Here is a 15,943-nt window from a genome sequence, read left to right on the forward strand (position 1 = left end):
GAAGTTAAGCCCCGCTGCGCCGATGGTACTGGAGTCACATCCGGGAGAGTAGGTAGCCGCCAACCCCTTCAACCACAAACGCCCCCTGTCCAAAGCAGGGGGCGTTTGTGGTTTTTAGGGCAGCTAAGAAAGTTTTCCTAAGAACAGCACCTAGATAAGAGACGAAAAGCAACCTGCTCTTGCCATTTTCCTGCCATCCCTGCTTGTACTGCCCTCTTCTTAAACGGCTTATTGATGCCTGAGGTGAAGTTGTATTGGTGCGTAAGTGATGTAGTGCAAAACGCGATTTCCTCCGCATGCTGGTTCAAGTAAAAGACAGGTTCTGCAGACTTCGTTCTTATTTGGTGGGATGGTATAAACATTTCGCCTCTTTACGTTAATTATATTGTGAATGAAGCAGAAGTTATAAAGTGTGATAAAAGAGAAGCCCCGGCAGAACATTATCTGCCGGGGCTTCTCTTTTTGTAAATTTGATCTTACTGATTGATGAACTTTGGATGAATAAGGTTTTCGATTGAGAAGATCTCATCCCACTTTTCCTGCGTAATCAGTCTTCTTTCCAGCACCGTAATTTCATGAATAGATTTACCCGTGATCAATGCTTCTTTAGCTATGGAGGCAGATTCCTCATAGCCTAGGATCGGATTCAGAGAGGTTACAATGCCAATGCTGTTCATGACCATATTCTTGCAAATCTCCTCGTTAGCCGTGATGCCATCCACACACTTAGCTTGTAGTGTATAACAGGCATTCTCAAGGTAAGTAAAGGAGCTAAACAAACTATAGGCTATCACAGGCTCCATCACATTAAGCTGCAACTGACCCGCTTCTGCAGCCATTGTGATGGTAACGTCAGTGCCTATTACATAGTAAGCAGTCTGGTTTACTACCTCGGGTATAACAGGATTTACTTTTCCTGGCATGATAGAAGAGCCCGGCTGCATTTTTGGTAAGTTTATCTCATTCAAGCCTGCTCTTGGCCCGGATGAAAGAAGACGAAGGTCGTTACAAATCTTTGATATCTTAATGGCAGAACGCTTCAGAACCCCTGAAACCTGTACATAAGCGCCAGTATCGCAGGTGGCCTCTATAAGGTCTTCGGCTAACACAACCGGTATACCTGTAATTTCTCTTAAGTGCTCTGTAACAATTGCCGGGTAGCCTTCCGGAGCATTGATGGAAGTTCCAATAGCTGTCGCGCCCATATTGATTTCGCAGATAAGCATTTTCACTTCCTGCAGGCGCTGGATGTCTTCTTTTATCGTTGTAGAAAATCCATGGAACTCGGCACCTAATGTCATCGGGACTGCATCCTGCAACTGCGTACGCCCCATCTTAAGAACACCTGCAAACTCTTCGCTCTTTTTGGCAAAAGACTGTTCAAGCGCTACAAGGCTTTTTATGAAGCTTTCGATTTTATTGTATAGGGCAAGACGGAATGCCGTTGGGTAAGCGTCGTTAGTTGATTGGGAACAGTTTACATGGTTATTCGGGTGCAGGAAATCATACTCTCCTTTCTTGTGCCCCAGGATCTCAAGACCAAGGTTAGCGATTACCTCATTGGCATTCATATTCACGGAGGTACCTGCACCACCTTGTATCATATCGGTTACGAACTGATCCAGGAACTCGCCGGCTATGATTCTGTCGCAGGCTTTGCAGATGGCTTCTGCTATAGCAGGCTTCAGTACGCCACAATCCATGTTTGCCAGGGCGGCAGCTTTCTTTACTTGTGCAAAAGCTTTTATAAAGAGCGGTTCTTTAGAGATAGGTATGCCTGTTATATGGAAGTTTTCCAGAGCCCGTAAAGTCTGTATTCCATAATATACTTCATTAGGAATTTCCTTTTCGCCAAGGAAGTCATGTTCCTTTCTGAATGTGCTCATTTCGTTGTAGTCTGTTTTATTAAGGGTATAGTGTATAATTAGTCTTTTAAGCCTCTAAGTCTGCTTTTATCACAGGAGTAGGTAACTCTATCCCCATCGTAGCCGCAGTAGCGAGCACTATATCTGTCGCATACTTTTTAACGCACAGCAATGCGCCGTTCTGACTATAGTAATTGATCAGGTTCTGGTTAATGATCAGCTTCGACGCAAACTCTCCATACTCATCCATGATGCGTTTCTGAACAAGCGTTAAATCCTCTTTGCGCTTTTCTGTTTCAGGGGTGCGCAACGGGCGCTGATAGCGCGAGTCGGGATAATCATGGCTGATGTTATGGTTTTTAGCTTCCTGTTTTGCATTGGCCATGGCTTCTTTCAACAGGCGCTCGTTGCGGGGCTTTTTCAGGCCGCCATGAATTCCCTTTGTATGGTTAAGCCACTCATGCAGATCTGTATTAGGGTTATTGGCCAGCTCCACCAGCGCCTCGTTGCCGATGATGTAAGGAGCAGGCTTGTTAAATTGCTTAGCCATCTCCTCCCTGAAAGCATACAATTCTTTAAGTATGAACTGCTGGTAATAGTTCAGCCTGAAAGCATTGCGCAGGCGTAAATGCGGATGCTCGGTTTCAGTATACCGGATCTGCTCCAGGATATGATTTTCTTCTTCCAGCCAATGCAAGCGGCCTTGCTTCTCAATTTCATGCACCAGCTTATCCATGATACGATGCAGGTAGATCACATCGATGGCCGCATAGCGCAATTGTTCTTCTGTAAGAGGGCGCTTGTTCCAGTTGCTGGACTGCTGCGATTTGTCTATCTCGGTGTTAAACTCTTCTTTCAGTACGGTTGCCAGCGAGGACCGCTCATAGTTCAGGATCTTAGCGGCTACGTCTGTATCCATGATGCCTCGAACACGGCAGCCTAATTTATCCAGGAGCAGGATATCGTTGTTGGAGTGGTGGATGATTTTTGTGATGGAAGCGTCTTCAAAAAGAGCAAAGACGGGTTTCAAATCGCTGATCGGGAAAGGGTCAATGATATAACAGGTACCATTGCCATCTGCTATCTGCACGAGGCATAAGGTAAAGCCATACGTAAAGCGATTCTGATCAAACTCAAGGTCGAGTGCTAATGCTTTATATTGCTTTAGTTGCTCAACTGCTTCCAGTAACTGGGTATCAGAATCAATGAGTTTTATAACAACCCCTTCCTCCATCATAGGTGAATTTTCCATTCCCTAAATTTAACAGGAATCACCCATAAACGCACTTTCTGTGCCTATTTCTTTTATCAGGCTGCAGGAGCTGTACTTTACTAAGGTAAGGCTGTAAAAATAAAGCGCCTCTGCCTTGTAAGGCAGAGACGCTTCAGCATTAATTATCTAAATATGGATATGTTATTGTTGTGGCTGCTCTTCCTGTATGTCATCTGCAACGCCATCGTTAACAGTGGTGTCCTGAACAGTGGTTGTATCAGTTTCAGTCCCCATTTCTGTCTCTGTTTCTGTAGTCTCAGTTTCTGTGGCAGTGTTGTTTTCAGTGCCACAAGCTGTAAAAGCAAAGAAAGCGAATGCAGCGAAAGCTAATTTTATTGTCTTTTTCATGGTATTCAATTTTTAATGAAACAAGAAATTTGTACTTGTTTATACAGCTTATACGAATAGGTAACCCACAAGGTATTCAGTAATTATCTATTTCTTAGGTAAGCGTACTGAATTCTTGTGTGTAGGATAGGATATTATACATAAACAGAATGTAGAGCAAATCTATGATTTGGACCCAAATCATACTTAAAATATATCTTTTATAACTATTTGAAGTTGGTGAAAATATTTATAAGTTGCTGATCCTTACGCTGCTCCCATACTTCGCCACTGTATGCCCACCCTCTTACATGGTTTATTCATCCTGATGAAACCATTAACTACACATAAAACCATGAAGAACCACAATCATTCAGCACGCCGGCTAAGGGGTGTGTATTCCCTGTTGTTACTTGTATTTGCGCTTGCCGCCTGCGATAAACAGGAAGAGGCCTTGCCTGATCAGCTAAATGCGCAGGCTACTGTAGATGCAAAAGAAGGCAAAACCACCATACACTATGGCCCGGCAACGCCATTGGGGCAGGGGGTAGCGCGCGCCTGGGTAGAAGTAACACGCGATGGCACGCCTGTAGCAATAGGGGTGAACATGTCGGCCAAAGCGGCAGCAAGCCTGCCTGAAAAGCCAATGATGTATGAAGTGCAGTTGCCAAAACAGGGCGATCTGACGCAGTATACAACGATAGGTTTAGATTGGAACCCCGGCGGTCACCCACCTATGCCTTACCTGAAGCCTCATTTCGACGTGCATTTCTATATGATCTCCGATGAAGAGCGCATGATGATCCCGCACGAGCCGTTGCACGAGTTCAGCGCTGAGTTCGCTGCTAATTACATGCCGCCTTTGTACATTTCAACAAGAGAAGCTATACCTGCCATGGGCGTACACTGGGCCGATGTTTTATCTCCTGAACTGGCGCCAAACGGACCTTCCTTTACCAAGACGTTGATTCTGGGTGGCTATAACAATAAGTTTTTATTCATAGAGCCTATGATTACGCTGGACTACCTGCAGCACCTGGAGGGCAATGTGCCGGTTGTATCGCCAATACGCCAGGCACCTAAGGTGCAGCAATCTGGTTACTATCCGCTGACCTATACTATCTTGTATGACCCGACTCCGGGAGAGTATGAGATCTCATTGACAGACCTGCAATACAGAGCAGCAGAATAAACTAAAACGGCTCCTGCTTAACCCAAAGCAGGAGCCGTTTTTATATCTAGCAAGTATAAATTACTTCTTGCTGGCAGAAAGCATTGTATCACGACGGGCCTTGAATTCAGAGCCTTCTTTCCATTCCGGGTATTTGTCTGCGTTAGCAACTCTGTAGCCTATCCTGAAGAACAGCTGAAGGTCTTCCACACCGCCCTCCAGGTTCCAGTCGTCACGCACCTCATCGCTTACCTTGTGGTAATGATCAGCAGTATACTTTTGCTGAAGACTGTCAATAAAGCCGGCGGGTTTGTTGCGGGCCAGCACACCGGATTTGGCATACAGCGCCGGCACGCCCTGTTTCGCAAATTCAAAGTGATCGGAACGATAGTAAGAGCCTTTCTCCGGAGAGGTTTCCGGTACGATACGGCGGTTTTGGGAGCGTACTTCCTCTGCCAGTATGTCTTCCAGGGTAGAGTTTCCTGCACCCACCACAACCACGTCTTCAGTAGGGCTGTATGCGTTAAGCACATCCATGTTGATGTTGGCAAGCGTCTTGTTGAGTGGGTAAAGCGGGTTAGTGGCGTAGTACTTGGAACCAAGCAAGCCTTGCTCTTCGGCTGTAACAGCTAAGAAAAGGATGGAGCGTTTGGGTTTGGTCGGCAGTTTGGTAAAAGCTTCTGCCAGTTCAAGCAAGCCTGCCGTACCTGTGGCATTATCCAGTGCACCGTTGTAGATCTGATCGCCTTGTAATTTACTGTCTTTGCCCAGGTGGTCCCAGTGGGCGGTGTACACAACATACTCGTTTTTCAACTGTGGATCGGAGCCTTCCAGCTTAGCTACTACATTGCGCGACTCTATCTCACGAAGTTGATTTTTGAGGGTAAAGTTGGCCTTTGCATTGAGCGGAACCGGCTTAAAGTCTTTCTTCAGAGCGGCTGCCTTTAGCTGCTCCATGTTCTTACCGGTCGCGGCAAACAGCTGTTTTGCTTTTTCAGACGTGATCCATGCTTCTACAGCGGCGCGGTCCATGTTCTTGTTAGGCGTGCTGATGTCGAAGTTCTCACGGCTCCAGCTTCCTGATACCACCTCGTACGGATAACCTGCCGGGCCTGTCTCGTGGATGATGATAGCAGCAGCAGCTCCTTTTTCAGCAGCTATTTCATACTTGTAGGTCCAGCGGCCATAGTAAGTCATGGCTTTGCCGCCAAATACGGTGCTATCGAGCTGGCCTGGTTTACCCGGTGCAGGTACAGGAGGATCGTTGATCAGCATGACAATGGTTTTGCCTTTCACATCCACGCCTTTGTAGTCGTCCCAGCCATACTCCGGGGCCACAATGCCATAGCCTACAAATACCATATCGGAGTTTTCGACTTTCACCTCGGGCACAAAGCGGCGCGACACGGCTACATAATCTTTGGGGAACTCCAGGTTTATTGTTTTACCTGCAGCTGTAAACGATGCTTTGGGTTGCGCTGTGAAGCCGAACATAGGTACCTTCTGCACATAAGAGCCATCGGGGTTGCCGGGTTGCAGGCCTGCTTTCTTAAACTGTCGGGTGAGGTAATTTACTGTAGAATCTTCGCCAGCTGTGCCCGGGCTGCGGCCTTCAAACGCGTCGGAGGCCAGTGCTTTGGTATGGGTTAGAATATCGGTTGCCGTTATACTTTGCAGGGCCGGGTTCAGGTTGGTGGTGTCACCAGCGCCGGCGGCGGAGCTAGTCGTTTTTTCTTCGGACTCGGCTACTTGCCTGGAGCTTTCGTTGCAGCTGCTTAGGGCAAACAGGCCAAGCAGCGTGAGCAGGGTGATGTTTTTCTTCATAGAGGTAAGGGGTTGATCTTGTTAGCATAAGGTAATACTTTTCTGACTAGCTTTTGTTGTGTTGCTTATACTTTCTGAAAGGCAGGTCTATAGTTAAGCTGGGGAAGCGGGCGATATACTAATTCCTTACCAATTAAGTTAAGCCTATACTTCCTTCTGAAAGTTAAGTAACGATGTAAGAAACAAAGTATGAGTTCAGGATACCGACAGAAAGTGCAGGGAGATGATGGGGGCTGGCTAAATCTTATGCATTTGAAAGAGCTAAAAGAAAGTATACCTATCTTCTAAGAATATCATCAAGCTAGAATGTAAATGCGCAGACCCTGTACAGCGCCTGCGCTAGTTCAGATAAAGAATTGCTATTGTGTTACTATCCAGCCGGTAAGATGGTCTGGTAGCGTGATATTTCCGGAACATAATCAAAAGCTACCAATTTAAAGTATAACTTAGTATTTTAGAGAGTTGAAAATGAGGCATATTTGCTTATGCAAATGCAGGTAATTTGAATTGTGGCAAATACTTCTAACTTTGCCTTTCACATATAGCAGTAACTAGTTATGGATAAATATACCTATATCGCAAACGCGCACGGAGACTACATCGATGAGCTGTACAAAGCTTATCAGCAGGATCCGGAGTCGGTAGATTTCGGCTGGCGCAAGTTTTTTGAAGGCTACGAGTTTTCAAGCGCCTATGGCGAGAACGGACATGCCACAGAGGGCGCAGTAGCTTCTCCAGTAAAAGCAGCAGGCGCTGCAGCTCCTGCTGTATCTGATAAGGAGGTGAGCGTTCGCAACCTTATTCATGCTTACCGTACACGTGGCCACCTGCGTTCCAAGACCAACCCGGTGCGTGAGCGCAAAGACCGCCACGCCATGCTGGATCTGCAGGACTTCGGCCTTTCAGAAGCTGATCTGGATACCGTGTTCCAGGTAGGTGAGATCATCGGCATCGGACCGGCTACGCTTCGTGACATATTGGGTGCATTGAAAAAGATCTACGAAGGCAGCATCGGTTTCGAGTACATGTACATCCGCGACCCGGAGGTACTGGAGTGGTTCAAGCAGAAAGTGGAGCGCGACTCCCTGAACTTCAACCCGGGCATCGAATATAAAAAGCGTATCCTTTCCAAGCTGAACGAAGCCGTAGTGTTCGAGAACTTCCTGCACACGAAGTTCTTGGGCCAGAAGCGCTTCTCACTGGAAGGTGGCGAAACTACCATACCTGCGCTGGACGCCATCATCGACAAAGGCTCTGAACTGGGCGTGAAAGAAGTGGTGATCGGTATGGCGCACCGTGGCCGTCTGAACGTGCTGGCCAACATCATGGGCAAAACTTATGAGCAGATCTTCTCTGAGTTTGAAGGTACTGCCGTGCCGGACCTGACCATGGGCGATGGCGACGTGAAATACCACATGGGCTTCTCGTCTGAGGTGGTAACGCCATCGGGCAACAAGGTAAACCTGAAATTGGCGCCAAACCCATCGCACCTTGAGGCGGTGAACCCGGTCGTAGAAGGCTTTGTACGCGCTAAGATCGACACGCTCTATAACAACGACGCAGACCAAATCATGCCGATCCTGATCCATGGTGATGCTGCTGTGGCCGGTCAGGGTATCGTGTATGAGGTAACACAGATGGCGAACCTGGCGGGTTACAACACCGGTGGTACCATCCACTTTGTGATCAACAACCAGGTAGGCTTTACCACTGATTTTGAAGACGCCCGCTCTTCTATATATTGTACGGATGTTGCCAAGATCATTGACGCACCGGTACTGCACGTAAACGGCGATGATCCGGAGGCGGTAGTGTTTGCGGTGCGTATGGCAGTGGAGTACCGCCAGCGCTACAACAACGATATATTTATCGACATGGTGTGCTACCGTCGCCACGGACACAATGAGTCGGATGAGCCGAAGTTTACGCAGCCGCAACTCTACAACCTGATCTCGAAGCACGCCAACCCGCGCGAAGTATATAATAAAGACCTGATCAGCCGCGGCGAGGTGGATGCGGAACTGGCCCAGAACATGGACAAGGAGTTCCGCCAGTTGCTGCAGGACCGCCTGGACATGGTGAAGCAAAAGCCGTTGCCATACAACTACCAGCCACTGGAGAAAGAGTGGCAGGAACTGCGCCGCTCCAAGCCGGAAGATTTCAACCAGTCTCCGCAAACAGGCATTTCTGCTGAAACAATTGAAACAGTAGGTACAGCGCTCACTACTCTTCCACAAGGCTTTAAGCCACTGAAGCAGATCGAGAAGCTGATCAAAGAACGTAGAGAAATGTTCTTCGAGACCAGGCAGCTAAACTGGGCAGCCGGTGAGTTGCTGGCTTATGGTTCTGTACTACTTGATGGCAGAATCGTGCGCTTCTCAGGTCAGGATGTGCAGCGCGGTACATTCTCGCACCGCCACGCTGTGCTGCACGATGCAGTAACCAGCGCACCTTACAACAACCTGAACCACATGCGCGAGGGGCAGGCATCTTTCGAGATCTATAATTCGCTGTTGTCTGAGTATGGCGTACTTGGTTTCGAGTTTGGGTATGCCATGGCTAACCCGAATGCACTTGTTATCTGGGAAGCTCAGTTTGGCGACTTCTCTAACGGTGCGCAGGTCATGATCGACCAGTTCATCACAGCTACTGAATCGAAGTGGCAGCGCATGAACGGTGTCGTTATGCTGTTGCCGCACGGTTACGAAGGGCAGGGACCGGAGCACTCCAATGCCCGTCCGGAGCGCTTCCTGCAACTGGCTGCTGAGAACAACATCTATGTAACCTACATTACCACACCGGCCAACTTCTTCCACATGCTGCGTCGTCAGCTGGCACTGCCGTTCCGCAAGCCGGCTATCAACATGTCGCCTAAGTCGTTGCTGCGCCACCCATTGGTGTCGTCTCCGATAGAGGAATTTACTTCCGGAGGCTTCCGTGAAGTGATCGGTGATGATTATGCAGTTGCCAAGTCTGTGAAGAAAGTGCTGCTGTGCTGGGGTAAAGTATACTTCGACCTGTTGGAAGAGCAGCAGAAGAATAACCGCACAGATGTTGCCATCATTCGTATGGAGCAGCTGGCGCCGTTCCCGAAAGTGCAGCTGGAGGCAGAGCTCAGCAAGTATAAAAATGCCAGAGTTTACTGGGTGCAGGAAGAGCCTGAGAACATGGGAGCCTGGACGTACATCCTGCGCATCATGCGCAACAGTGTAGAAGATGTAGTGGCCCGTAAAGCCAGCGCTTCGCCGGCAACCGGTTACCTGAAAGTACACGCAAAAGAGCAGCAGGAGCTGATCGGGCGCGCATTTGCCATATAATTAATAATGAGTAATGACTAATGATTAGTGGCAGATGAAGAGTGGATACATGATATTCATTGTTCATTCGTCATTAATCATTACTCACTCGTAATTCATAATTCGTAATTCATAATTCTGATAAAAATATGAGCTTAGAAGTAAAAGTGCCTGCCGTAGGTGAGTCGATCACCGAGGTAACCATAGCCCAGTGGCTAAAGAAAGACGGTGACCGTGTTGAAATGGACGAGGTGATTGCGGAGCTGGAATCTGATAAAGCCACCTTCGAATTGCCAGCTGAAGCCGCAGGCATTTTACGCATCGTTGCACAGGCAGGCGATACCATTGAAGTGGGCGCTACGATCTGCCGCATTGAGCAGAACGGTGAAGCAGGCAATGCACCGGCCGCCCCTGCTGCCGCTGCATCGGCTCCTGCCCAGGCAGCAGCTCCAGCACAACCTGCCGCTGCTCAGTCTTCGGCTCCGGTTGCATCAGGCGAGCCGGTAGAAATGAAAGTACCTACCGTAGGCGAATCGATCTCAGAAGTAACGATAGCAAACTGGCTGAAAAAAGACGGCGACCATGTAACTATGGACGAGGTTATCGCAGAACTGGAGTCTGATAAAGCTACTTTTGAGCTGCCTGCCGAGGCTACCGGTACACTTCAGATCGTGGCACAGCAAGGCGACACAGTAGAGATCGGTGGTCTGATCTGCAAAATTATACCTGGTGCCGGCGCCACACAGGCACAGGCTCAGGCGCACGCCAAGCAACAGGAAGCTACACAGCAGGTGGCTGCACAGCCTGCAGCAGCTGCTACTTCAGGAGCACAAACCTATGCTTCCGGTACGCCATCTCCTGCTGCCGGCAAGATATTGGCTGAGAAAGGCATTAATCCTGCCGAGGTGAGAGGTACCGGTCGTGATGGCCGCATTACCAAAGAGGATGCGCAGGGTGCACAGGCCCGACCTGCTGCGCAGCCAGCCGCCGCTCCGGCTGCAAAACCGGAAGTTGCTGCTGCGCCAGCTGTATCCGGCGACCGCAACCAGCGCCGTGAGAAAATGAGCTCACTGCGCAGAACAGTTTCCCGCCGTCTGGTGCAGGTGAAAAACGAAACGGCTATGCTTACTACCTTCAACGAGGTAGATATGAAGCCGATCATGGACATCCGCAACAAGTATAAAGACAAGTTTAAGGAGAAGCACGAAGTAGGCCTGGGCTTTATGTCGTTCTTCACCAAGGCCTGTACGGTAGCGTTGCAGGAGTGGCCTGCTGTTAATGCCATGATCGACGGCAACGAGATCGTGTACAACGATTTCTGCGACGTTTCCATTGCCGTTTCTTCTCCGAAAGGCCTGGTAGTGCCGGTTATCCGTAATGCTGAGCAACTGACACTGGATGGCATCGAGAAAGAAGTAATCCGCCTGGCCAAAAAAGCCCGTGATGGTAAGCTTTCTATCGAGGAGATGACAGGTGGTACCTTCACGATCACCAACGGTGGTGTGTTCGGTTCTATGATGTCTACGCCTATTATCAATGCGCCGCAGTCGGCTATATTGGGTATGCACAACATCGTGCAGCGCCCGGTTGCCATCAACGGACAAGTAGAGATTCGACCAATGATGTACCTGGCCCTTTCTTACGACCACCGCATCATCGACGGCCGTGAGTCTGTTAGCTTCCTGGTACGCGTGAAGGAGCTGCTGGAAGATCCGATGAGACTGCTTCTTGGTGTATAAGTTGTTGAGATAAAAAAGGAGGGGTAAGCGAAAAAGTTTGCTCCTCCTTTATTTTATACTTCAATGTAAGCAAAGTATGACGCGAGCGTCCTCGCTCGTGACTGACTATAGCGGGGCCTCCGGCCCTGTCAAAAGAAGTATAAACTCAACAATAGTTCGGCCAGAGGCCTCAGAATAATAGACACGAGCGAGGACGCTCGCGCCATGATAAAGAAAATCAAATACAAAAACGAGAGCTTGCTCTCATCAAAGTATAAAAAGATGAAATACGATGTAACCGTTATTGGTTCTGGCCCTGGTGGGTACGTGGCAGCGATCCGTTGCGCGCAGCTAGGCCTGAAAACCGCGATCATAGAAAAGTATAACGTGCTGGGCGGTACTTGCCTGAATGTAGGCTGTATCCCGTCAAAAGCGCTGCTCGATTCGTCAGAGCACTTCCACAATGCTGCCCATACCTTCAAAGAGCATGGTATTGAACTGGAAAACCTGCAGGTAAACATCCAGCAGATGATCAACCGCAAGGCTGGTGTCGTGAAGTCGAACAACGACGGAATTTCCTTCCTGATGAAGAAGAACAAGATCGATACCTACTTCGGCCTTGGCTCTTTTGTGAACAAGAACACGATCCGGATCACGGGTGCGGATGGAAATGTGCAGGAGATCGAAACCGACAAGACCATCATTGCAACCGGTTCTAAACCGACAGCTCTACCATTCCTGCCAATCGACAAGAAGCGCATCATCACGTCTACTGAGGCCCTGAACCTGACTGAGGTTCCGAAGAAAATGATCGTGATTGGTGGCGGTGTGATCGGTCTGGAACTGGGTTCGGTGTATGCACGTCTGGGCACTAAAGTACAGGTGGTGGAGTATATGGACTCGATCATCCCGACCATGGACCGTTCGCTGGGCAAAGAGCTGCAGCGTATCCTTAAAAAGACACTTGGTTTCGAGTTCTTCTTTAATCACAAAGTAACCGGAGCAACCAACGAAGGTGATGTGGTAAAAGTAACTGCCGAAAATCCGAAAGGCGAAGTGGTGACGTTTGACGGCGATTACGTGCTGGTATCGGTGGGTCGTAAGCCGTACACCGAAGGCCTTGGCCTTGAGAATGCCGGTGTGCAGATGGGCGAACGTGGTATGATTGCCGTAAACGACCACCTGGAAACCAACGTGCCGGGCATTTATGCCATTGGCGACGTAGTGCGTGGTGCCATGCTGGCGCACAAAGCCGAAGAAGAAGGCGTGCTGGTAGCTGAGCAGATCGTTGGCCAAAAGCCGCACATTAACTATAACCTGATCCCGGGTGTGGTGTATACCTGGCCGGAAGTGGCAGGTGTAGGTTACACGGAAGAGCAGCTGAAGGAGCAGGGACGCGCCTACAAAACAGGTTCGTTCCCGTTCAAAGCCTCTGGCCGTGCCAAGGCATCGATGGATACCGACGGTTTCGTGAAGGTGCTGGCAGACAAGGAAACAGACGAGATCCTGGGCGTGCACATGATCGGCCCGCGTATTGCCGACCTTATTGCTGAGGCTGTGGTTGCAATGGAGTTCCGTGCATCGGCAGAAGACATTGCCCGCATGAGCCACGCGCACCCAACCTATACCGAAGCCATGAAAGAAGCGTGTTTAGCTGCGACAGAAAACCGCGCACTGCACATCTAAGCAAGTATAGAAGTATAAAGTATAAAAGCGCCGCCCTGCAGAGGGTGGCGCTTTTTGTTTGTATAGCTTTAGCTATTTCTTTGGCTTATCGATGTGTTTGATGGCGGCCTTTATAGATAATGATCCTAATGCAATATCAGAGTCTACTATATACTTGTTTTGAATGGTAGCTTTAAATATCGCTTTTGTTGGTTGATTGAAATATAATCAGAAAAACTTTTTCAGCCCAGGCAACCTCTGCAAAATTTTCTTCATCTATTAGATCAAAGTCAAAGAATATAACTCACTTAAACCTTAACAACTATGAAAAGACAAGTACAGCTGCTGTTCGTGCTGCTCATACTCCCGCTGCTATCCATGGCGCAAACCAAAGTAAATGCTTCTGAGATCATCGCTAAGATAAACCGGGGCGAAGCGGTGTCTTACAAAAATGCCGAGATCGAGGGCGACCTGGACCTGACGAAGTTGCAGAATAGGAAGCTGAAGAAGGAGGTGGAAGATAAGAACAACTCCAAGGAATATATCAGCACGGTTACAGCGCCGCTCAGCTTTGTAAACTGTACCTTCCGTGGCGATGTGCTGGCCTACTACAATCCAAGCGAAGGCGTTAACATGGTTAAGGGCATGAACGAAGTATACAATACAGATTTCGAAAAAGAAGTGCGCTTTCAGAACTGTACCTTTGAGAAAAAAAGTGCCTTTAAATACTCAGCGTTTAAGCAGGGGGCAAACTTTGCCGCGAGCCGCTTTTCAGAGGAGGCGCTCTTCAAGTATAGCAAGTTCTCGAAGGCAGTAGATTTTTCTGATGCCACTTTCAGAAACGATGCCAACTTCAAGTATGTAGATTTTCCGGTGATGGCCAATTTCAGCGGAGCCACCTTCTACGACGAAGCCAACTTCAAGTATGCCGAATTTCCGGAGGGCGTTACTTTCCAGAAAGCCACTTTCAACGATCTGGCTAATTTTAAATATGCCAAGCTATCCAATCCTGTAAACATGAAAGGAGCCTCCTTTAATGGCAGCGATGATTTTAAGTACACCAAGGTGAACAACAAGAAAGCAACACGTGCCACATTAATGGAAACGTACAGGTAAAGCTGCTCAGCTGCTCAGGTCAAGTATCAGCTCTATGATCTTACCAAGTCCTTCCTCTGAGGTAAAGCCTGGCACGGGCGATAGATCCAGCCACTGGGTCCGTACTTGGTTCATCAGCTCCAGGCTGAGAGGTTGCTTATACGTTGTACTTGCTATAGCCACTGCCAGAGCCGTTTTTAAGTGGTTTGCCTTTACCCGTATGGTATGGTTAGAATAACGGCCGGGGTGCAGGTGCACATACCGGCCCTCGTACACGCCCCAGCGCAGCGCCCATACCGAGCCATCCGAAAGCGTGCAGAGGCGGTAGCCGCCGAGGCCAAGGTAATGTTTAAATACCTCTGGTTGCAACAGGCCCTGTTGCTGCAGGTATAAGATCACTTCTTCTGAGACCTGCAGCGGCGAAAGCGCGCCAAGGTACAGGTCCATCTGCGAACCTCCGATCCTGCGGAATACTTTTTTCAGTTCCTGCTCCGGCAGCTGTGTGCTTTGCCTGGCAAACTCCCGGATGTACTGCAGGTGATGTTTGAGGGGGTGGAAAAGAATAGGCTTCGGAAGATCAGGGCTATGAGCCTCTGTTGGCGGTATGGAAGCTGCAGCTGTCATGGCTATACTTATACTTCAGCCAGCGTTAAAAGTATTCCCGAATAGCACTTGCTTAAATTTTAAGCAGGCAGGCAACCTTCTTTCTTCTTTGCACATCTATACTCTGAAGCTGTTAGAATAGCGCTTTGCTAAGGTGCATTTTAACTTAAATAAGCAGGTTGTTAACTAAAAACAGCTTCCGGAAATGTACAGGAACTATAGTTTTGTAGAGAAACTACCGCAGTAAGTCGATGAAATGATTGTGTAAGTATAAGATACTTAAATCATTCTGAACGATTCGGTACCTTGTATTACAAACTAGCGTAAAATCTTAAGTATCAGTAGTCTTCCGCCTATGATCAAGTTACACAACATACATAAGTACTATGCGGTAGGGCAAAACAAACTGCATGTACTCAAAGGCATCGACATGCATGTGCGGGAAGGTGAATTAGTCTCTATTATGGGGTCTTCCGGCTCAGGCAAATCTACTTTACTCAATATACTGGGCATTCTCGATGACTACGATGCAGGTGAGTATACGTTAGCTGGCACCCCCATCAAGAACCTGTCAGCAACCAAGGCTGCCTATTACCGCAACAAGTTCCTGGGCTTCGTTTTCCAGTCGTTTAACCTGCTCTCTTTTAAGAACGCCATGGAAAACGTGGCCCTGCCGCTCTACTACCAAAAGGTAGGCCGCAAGCAGCGCAACAAACTCGCCCTGGAATACCTCGATATGGTAGGCCTGAAAGACTGGGCAGAACATTCGCCTAACGAGATGTCGGGTGGGCAGAAGCAGCGCGTAGCTATTGCCCGGGCGCTTATCTCACAGCCCAAACTTATACTTGCCGACGAACCCACAGGTGCCCTTGATACACAAACCTCCTACGAGGTGATGGATATCTTCAAAGAAGTGAACCGCAAGGGTATGACCGTTGTGATTGTGACGCACGAGAACGACATCGCCGAGCAAACACACCGCGTCATCCGACTAAAAGACGGCCTGATCGTGAACGATGAGCACGGCCTGTTGGAAGCGACTGTTGCAGAGAATAGAATTTTGAATGAGCGAGTGAGTGAATGAGTGAATCAGGTCGAAAATTAGA

At 48.6% G+C, this 15,943-nt stretch carries 11 protein-coding genes; 6 read left to right on the forward strand and 5 right to left on the reverse strand.

Annotated features, from left to right (window positions below; all coding sequences use genetic code 11):
- Positions 1-476 precede the first annotated feature (476 nt).
- From aspA to MJ611_RS19015, 3 genes are all read right to left on the reverse strand, one after another.
- The gene (gene aspA, locus MJ611_RS19005) at positions 477-1,886 is read right to left on the reverse strand and encodes an aspartate ammonia-lyase (protein WP_250432032.1); all 1,410 of its coding nucleotides are present in this window, start codon (positions 1,884-1,886) and stop codon (positions 477-479) included.
- A 46-nt stretch (positions 1,887-1,932) separates the two neighbouring features.
- Positions 1,933-3,117, reverse strand: a complete 1,185-nt coding sequence (locus MJ611_RS19010) for a ribonuclease D (protein ID WP_250432033.1) — start codon at positions 3,115-3,117, stop codon at positions 1,933-1,935.
- Between the two features lie 162 nt (positions 3,118-3,279).
- Positions 3,280-3,486: a hypothetical protein gene (locus MJ611_RS19015; RefSeq protein ID WP_250432034.1), complete on the reverse strand. Its 207-nt coding sequence runs from the start codon at positions 3,484-3,486 to the stop codon at positions 3,280-3,282.
- A 334-nt stretch (positions 3,487-3,820) separates the two neighbouring features.
- On the opposite strand from MJ611_RS19015, the gene MJ611_RS19020 reads away from it, so the two are divergent.
- Entirely contained in the window at positions 3,821-4,657 is an 837-nt protein-coding gene (locus tag MJ611_RS19020; protein WP_250432035.1) for a DUF5602 domain-containing protein, read from the forward strand.
- Between the two features lie 60 nt (positions 4,658-4,717).
- Here the strand turns inward: MJ611_RS19020 and MJ611_RS19025 are convergent, their stop codons facing one another.
- The gene (locus MJ611_RS19025) at positions 4,718-6,460 is read right to left on the reverse strand and encodes a M28 family metallopeptidase (protein ID WP_250432036.1); all 1,743 of its coding nucleotides are present in this window, start codon (positions 6,458-6,460) and stop codon (positions 4,718-4,720) included.
- Positions 6,461-7,017: 557 nt separating this feature from the next.
- Here MJ611_RS19025 and MJ611_RS19030 point away from each other — a divergent pair.
- The 4 genes from MJ611_RS19030 (at position 7,018) to MJ611_RS19045 (ending at position 14,255) form a co-directional block, all read left to right on the forward strand.
- On the forward strand, positions 7,018-9,777 hold the full coding sequence (locus tag MJ611_RS19030) for a 2-oxoglutarate dehydrogenase E1 component (RefSeq protein ID WP_250432037.1): 2,760 nt from the start codon (positions 7,018-7,020) through the stop codon (positions 9,775-9,777).
- A gap of 128 nt (positions 9,778-9,905) precedes the next feature.
- Positions 9,906-11,495, forward strand: a complete 1,590-nt coding sequence (odhB, locus tag MJ611_RS19035) for a 2-oxoglutarate dehydrogenase complex dihydrolipoyllysine-residue succinyltransferase (protein ID WP_250432038.1) — start codon at positions 9,906-9,908, stop codon at positions 11,493-11,495.
- A 261-nt stretch (positions 11,496-11,756) separates the two neighbouring features.
- On the forward strand, positions 11,757-13,160 hold the full coding sequence (gene lpdA / locus MJ611_RS19040; protein ID WP_250432183.1) for a dihydrolipoyl dehydrogenase: 1,404 nt from the start codon (positions 11,757-11,759) through the stop codon (positions 13,158-13,160).
- Positions 13,161-13,463: 303 nt separating this feature from the next.
- Positions 13,464-14,255 carry a pentapeptide repeat-containing protein gene (locus MJ611_RS19045; protein WP_250432039.1) on the forward strand — a complete coding sequence of 264 codons (792 nt, stop codon included), beginning with the start codon at positions 13,464-13,466 and terminating at the stop codon, positions 14,253-14,255.
- Positions 14,256-14,261: 6 nt separating this feature from the next.
- Here the strand turns inward: MJ611_RS19045 and MJ611_RS19050 are convergent, their stop codons facing one another.
- Positions 14,262-14,858, reverse strand: a complete 597-nt coding sequence (locus tag MJ611_RS19050; protein WP_250432040.1) for a hypothetical protein — start codon at positions 14,856-14,858, stop codon at positions 14,262-14,264.
- A gap of 334 nt (positions 14,859-15,192) precedes the next feature.
- Between MJ611_RS19050 and MJ611_RS19055 the strand changes: the two genes are divergently transcribed.
- The gene (locus MJ611_RS19055) at positions 15,193-15,921 is read left to right on the forward strand and encodes an ABC transporter ATP-binding protein (RefSeq protein WP_250432041.1); all 729 of its coding nucleotides are present in this window, start codon (positions 15,193-15,195) and stop codon (positions 15,919-15,921) included.
- Positions 15,922-15,943: the final 22 nt, after the last annotated feature.

It is taken from the genome of Pontibacter ruber (genome assembly GCF_023630205.1).
In the GTDB taxonomy this organism is placed as follows: domain Bacteria; phylum Bacteroidota; class Bacteroidia; order Cytophagales; family Hymenobacteraceae; genus Pontibacter; species Pontibacter ruber.

Bases quoted from the DNA above. Each gene is read 5' to 3' on its own strand.
- MJ611_RS19015 (WP_250432034.1), bottom strand. From the start codon at position 3,486: ATGAAAAAGACAATAAAATTAGCTTTCGCTGCATTCGCTTTCTTTGCT.
- lpdA (WP_250432183.1), top strand. From the start codon at position 11,757: ATGAAATACGATGTAACCGTTATTGGTTCTGGCCCTGGTGGGTACGTG.
- MJ611_RS19030 (WP_250432037.1), top strand. From the start codon at position 7,018: ATGGATAAATATACCTATATCGCAAACGCGCACGGAGACTACATCGAT.
- MJ611_RS19025 (WP_250432036.1), bottom strand. From the start codon at position 6,460: ATGAAGAAAAACATCACCCTGCTCACGCTGCTTGGCCTGTTTGCCCTA.
- MJ611_RS19020 (WP_250432035.1), top strand. From the start codon at position 3,821: ATGAAGAACCACAATCATTCAGCACGCCGGCTAAGGGGTGTGTATTCC.
- MJ611_RS19010 (WP_250432033.1), bottom strand. From the start codon at position 3,117: ATGGAAAATTCACCTATGATGGAGGAAGGGGTTGTTATAAAACTCATT.
- odhB (WP_250432038.1), top strand. From the start codon at position 9,906: ATGAGCTTAGAAGTAAAAGTGCCTGCCGTAGGTGAGTCGATCACCGAG.
- MJ611_RS19045 (WP_250432039.1), top strand. From the start codon at position 13,464: ATGAAAAGACAAGTACAGCTGCTGTTCGTGCTGCTCATACTCCCGCTG.
- aspA (WP_250432032.1), bottom strand. From the start codon at position 1,886: ATGAGCACATTCAGAAAGGAACATGACTTCCTTGGCGAAAAGGAAATT.
- MJ611_RS19050 (WP_250432040.1), bottom strand. From the start codon at position 14,858: ATGACAGCTGCAGCTTCCATACCGCCAACAGAGGCTCATAGCCCTGAT.
- MJ611_RS19055 (WP_250432041.1), top strand. From the start codon at position 15,193: ATGATCAAGTTACACAACATACATAAGTACTATGCGGTAGGGCAAAAC.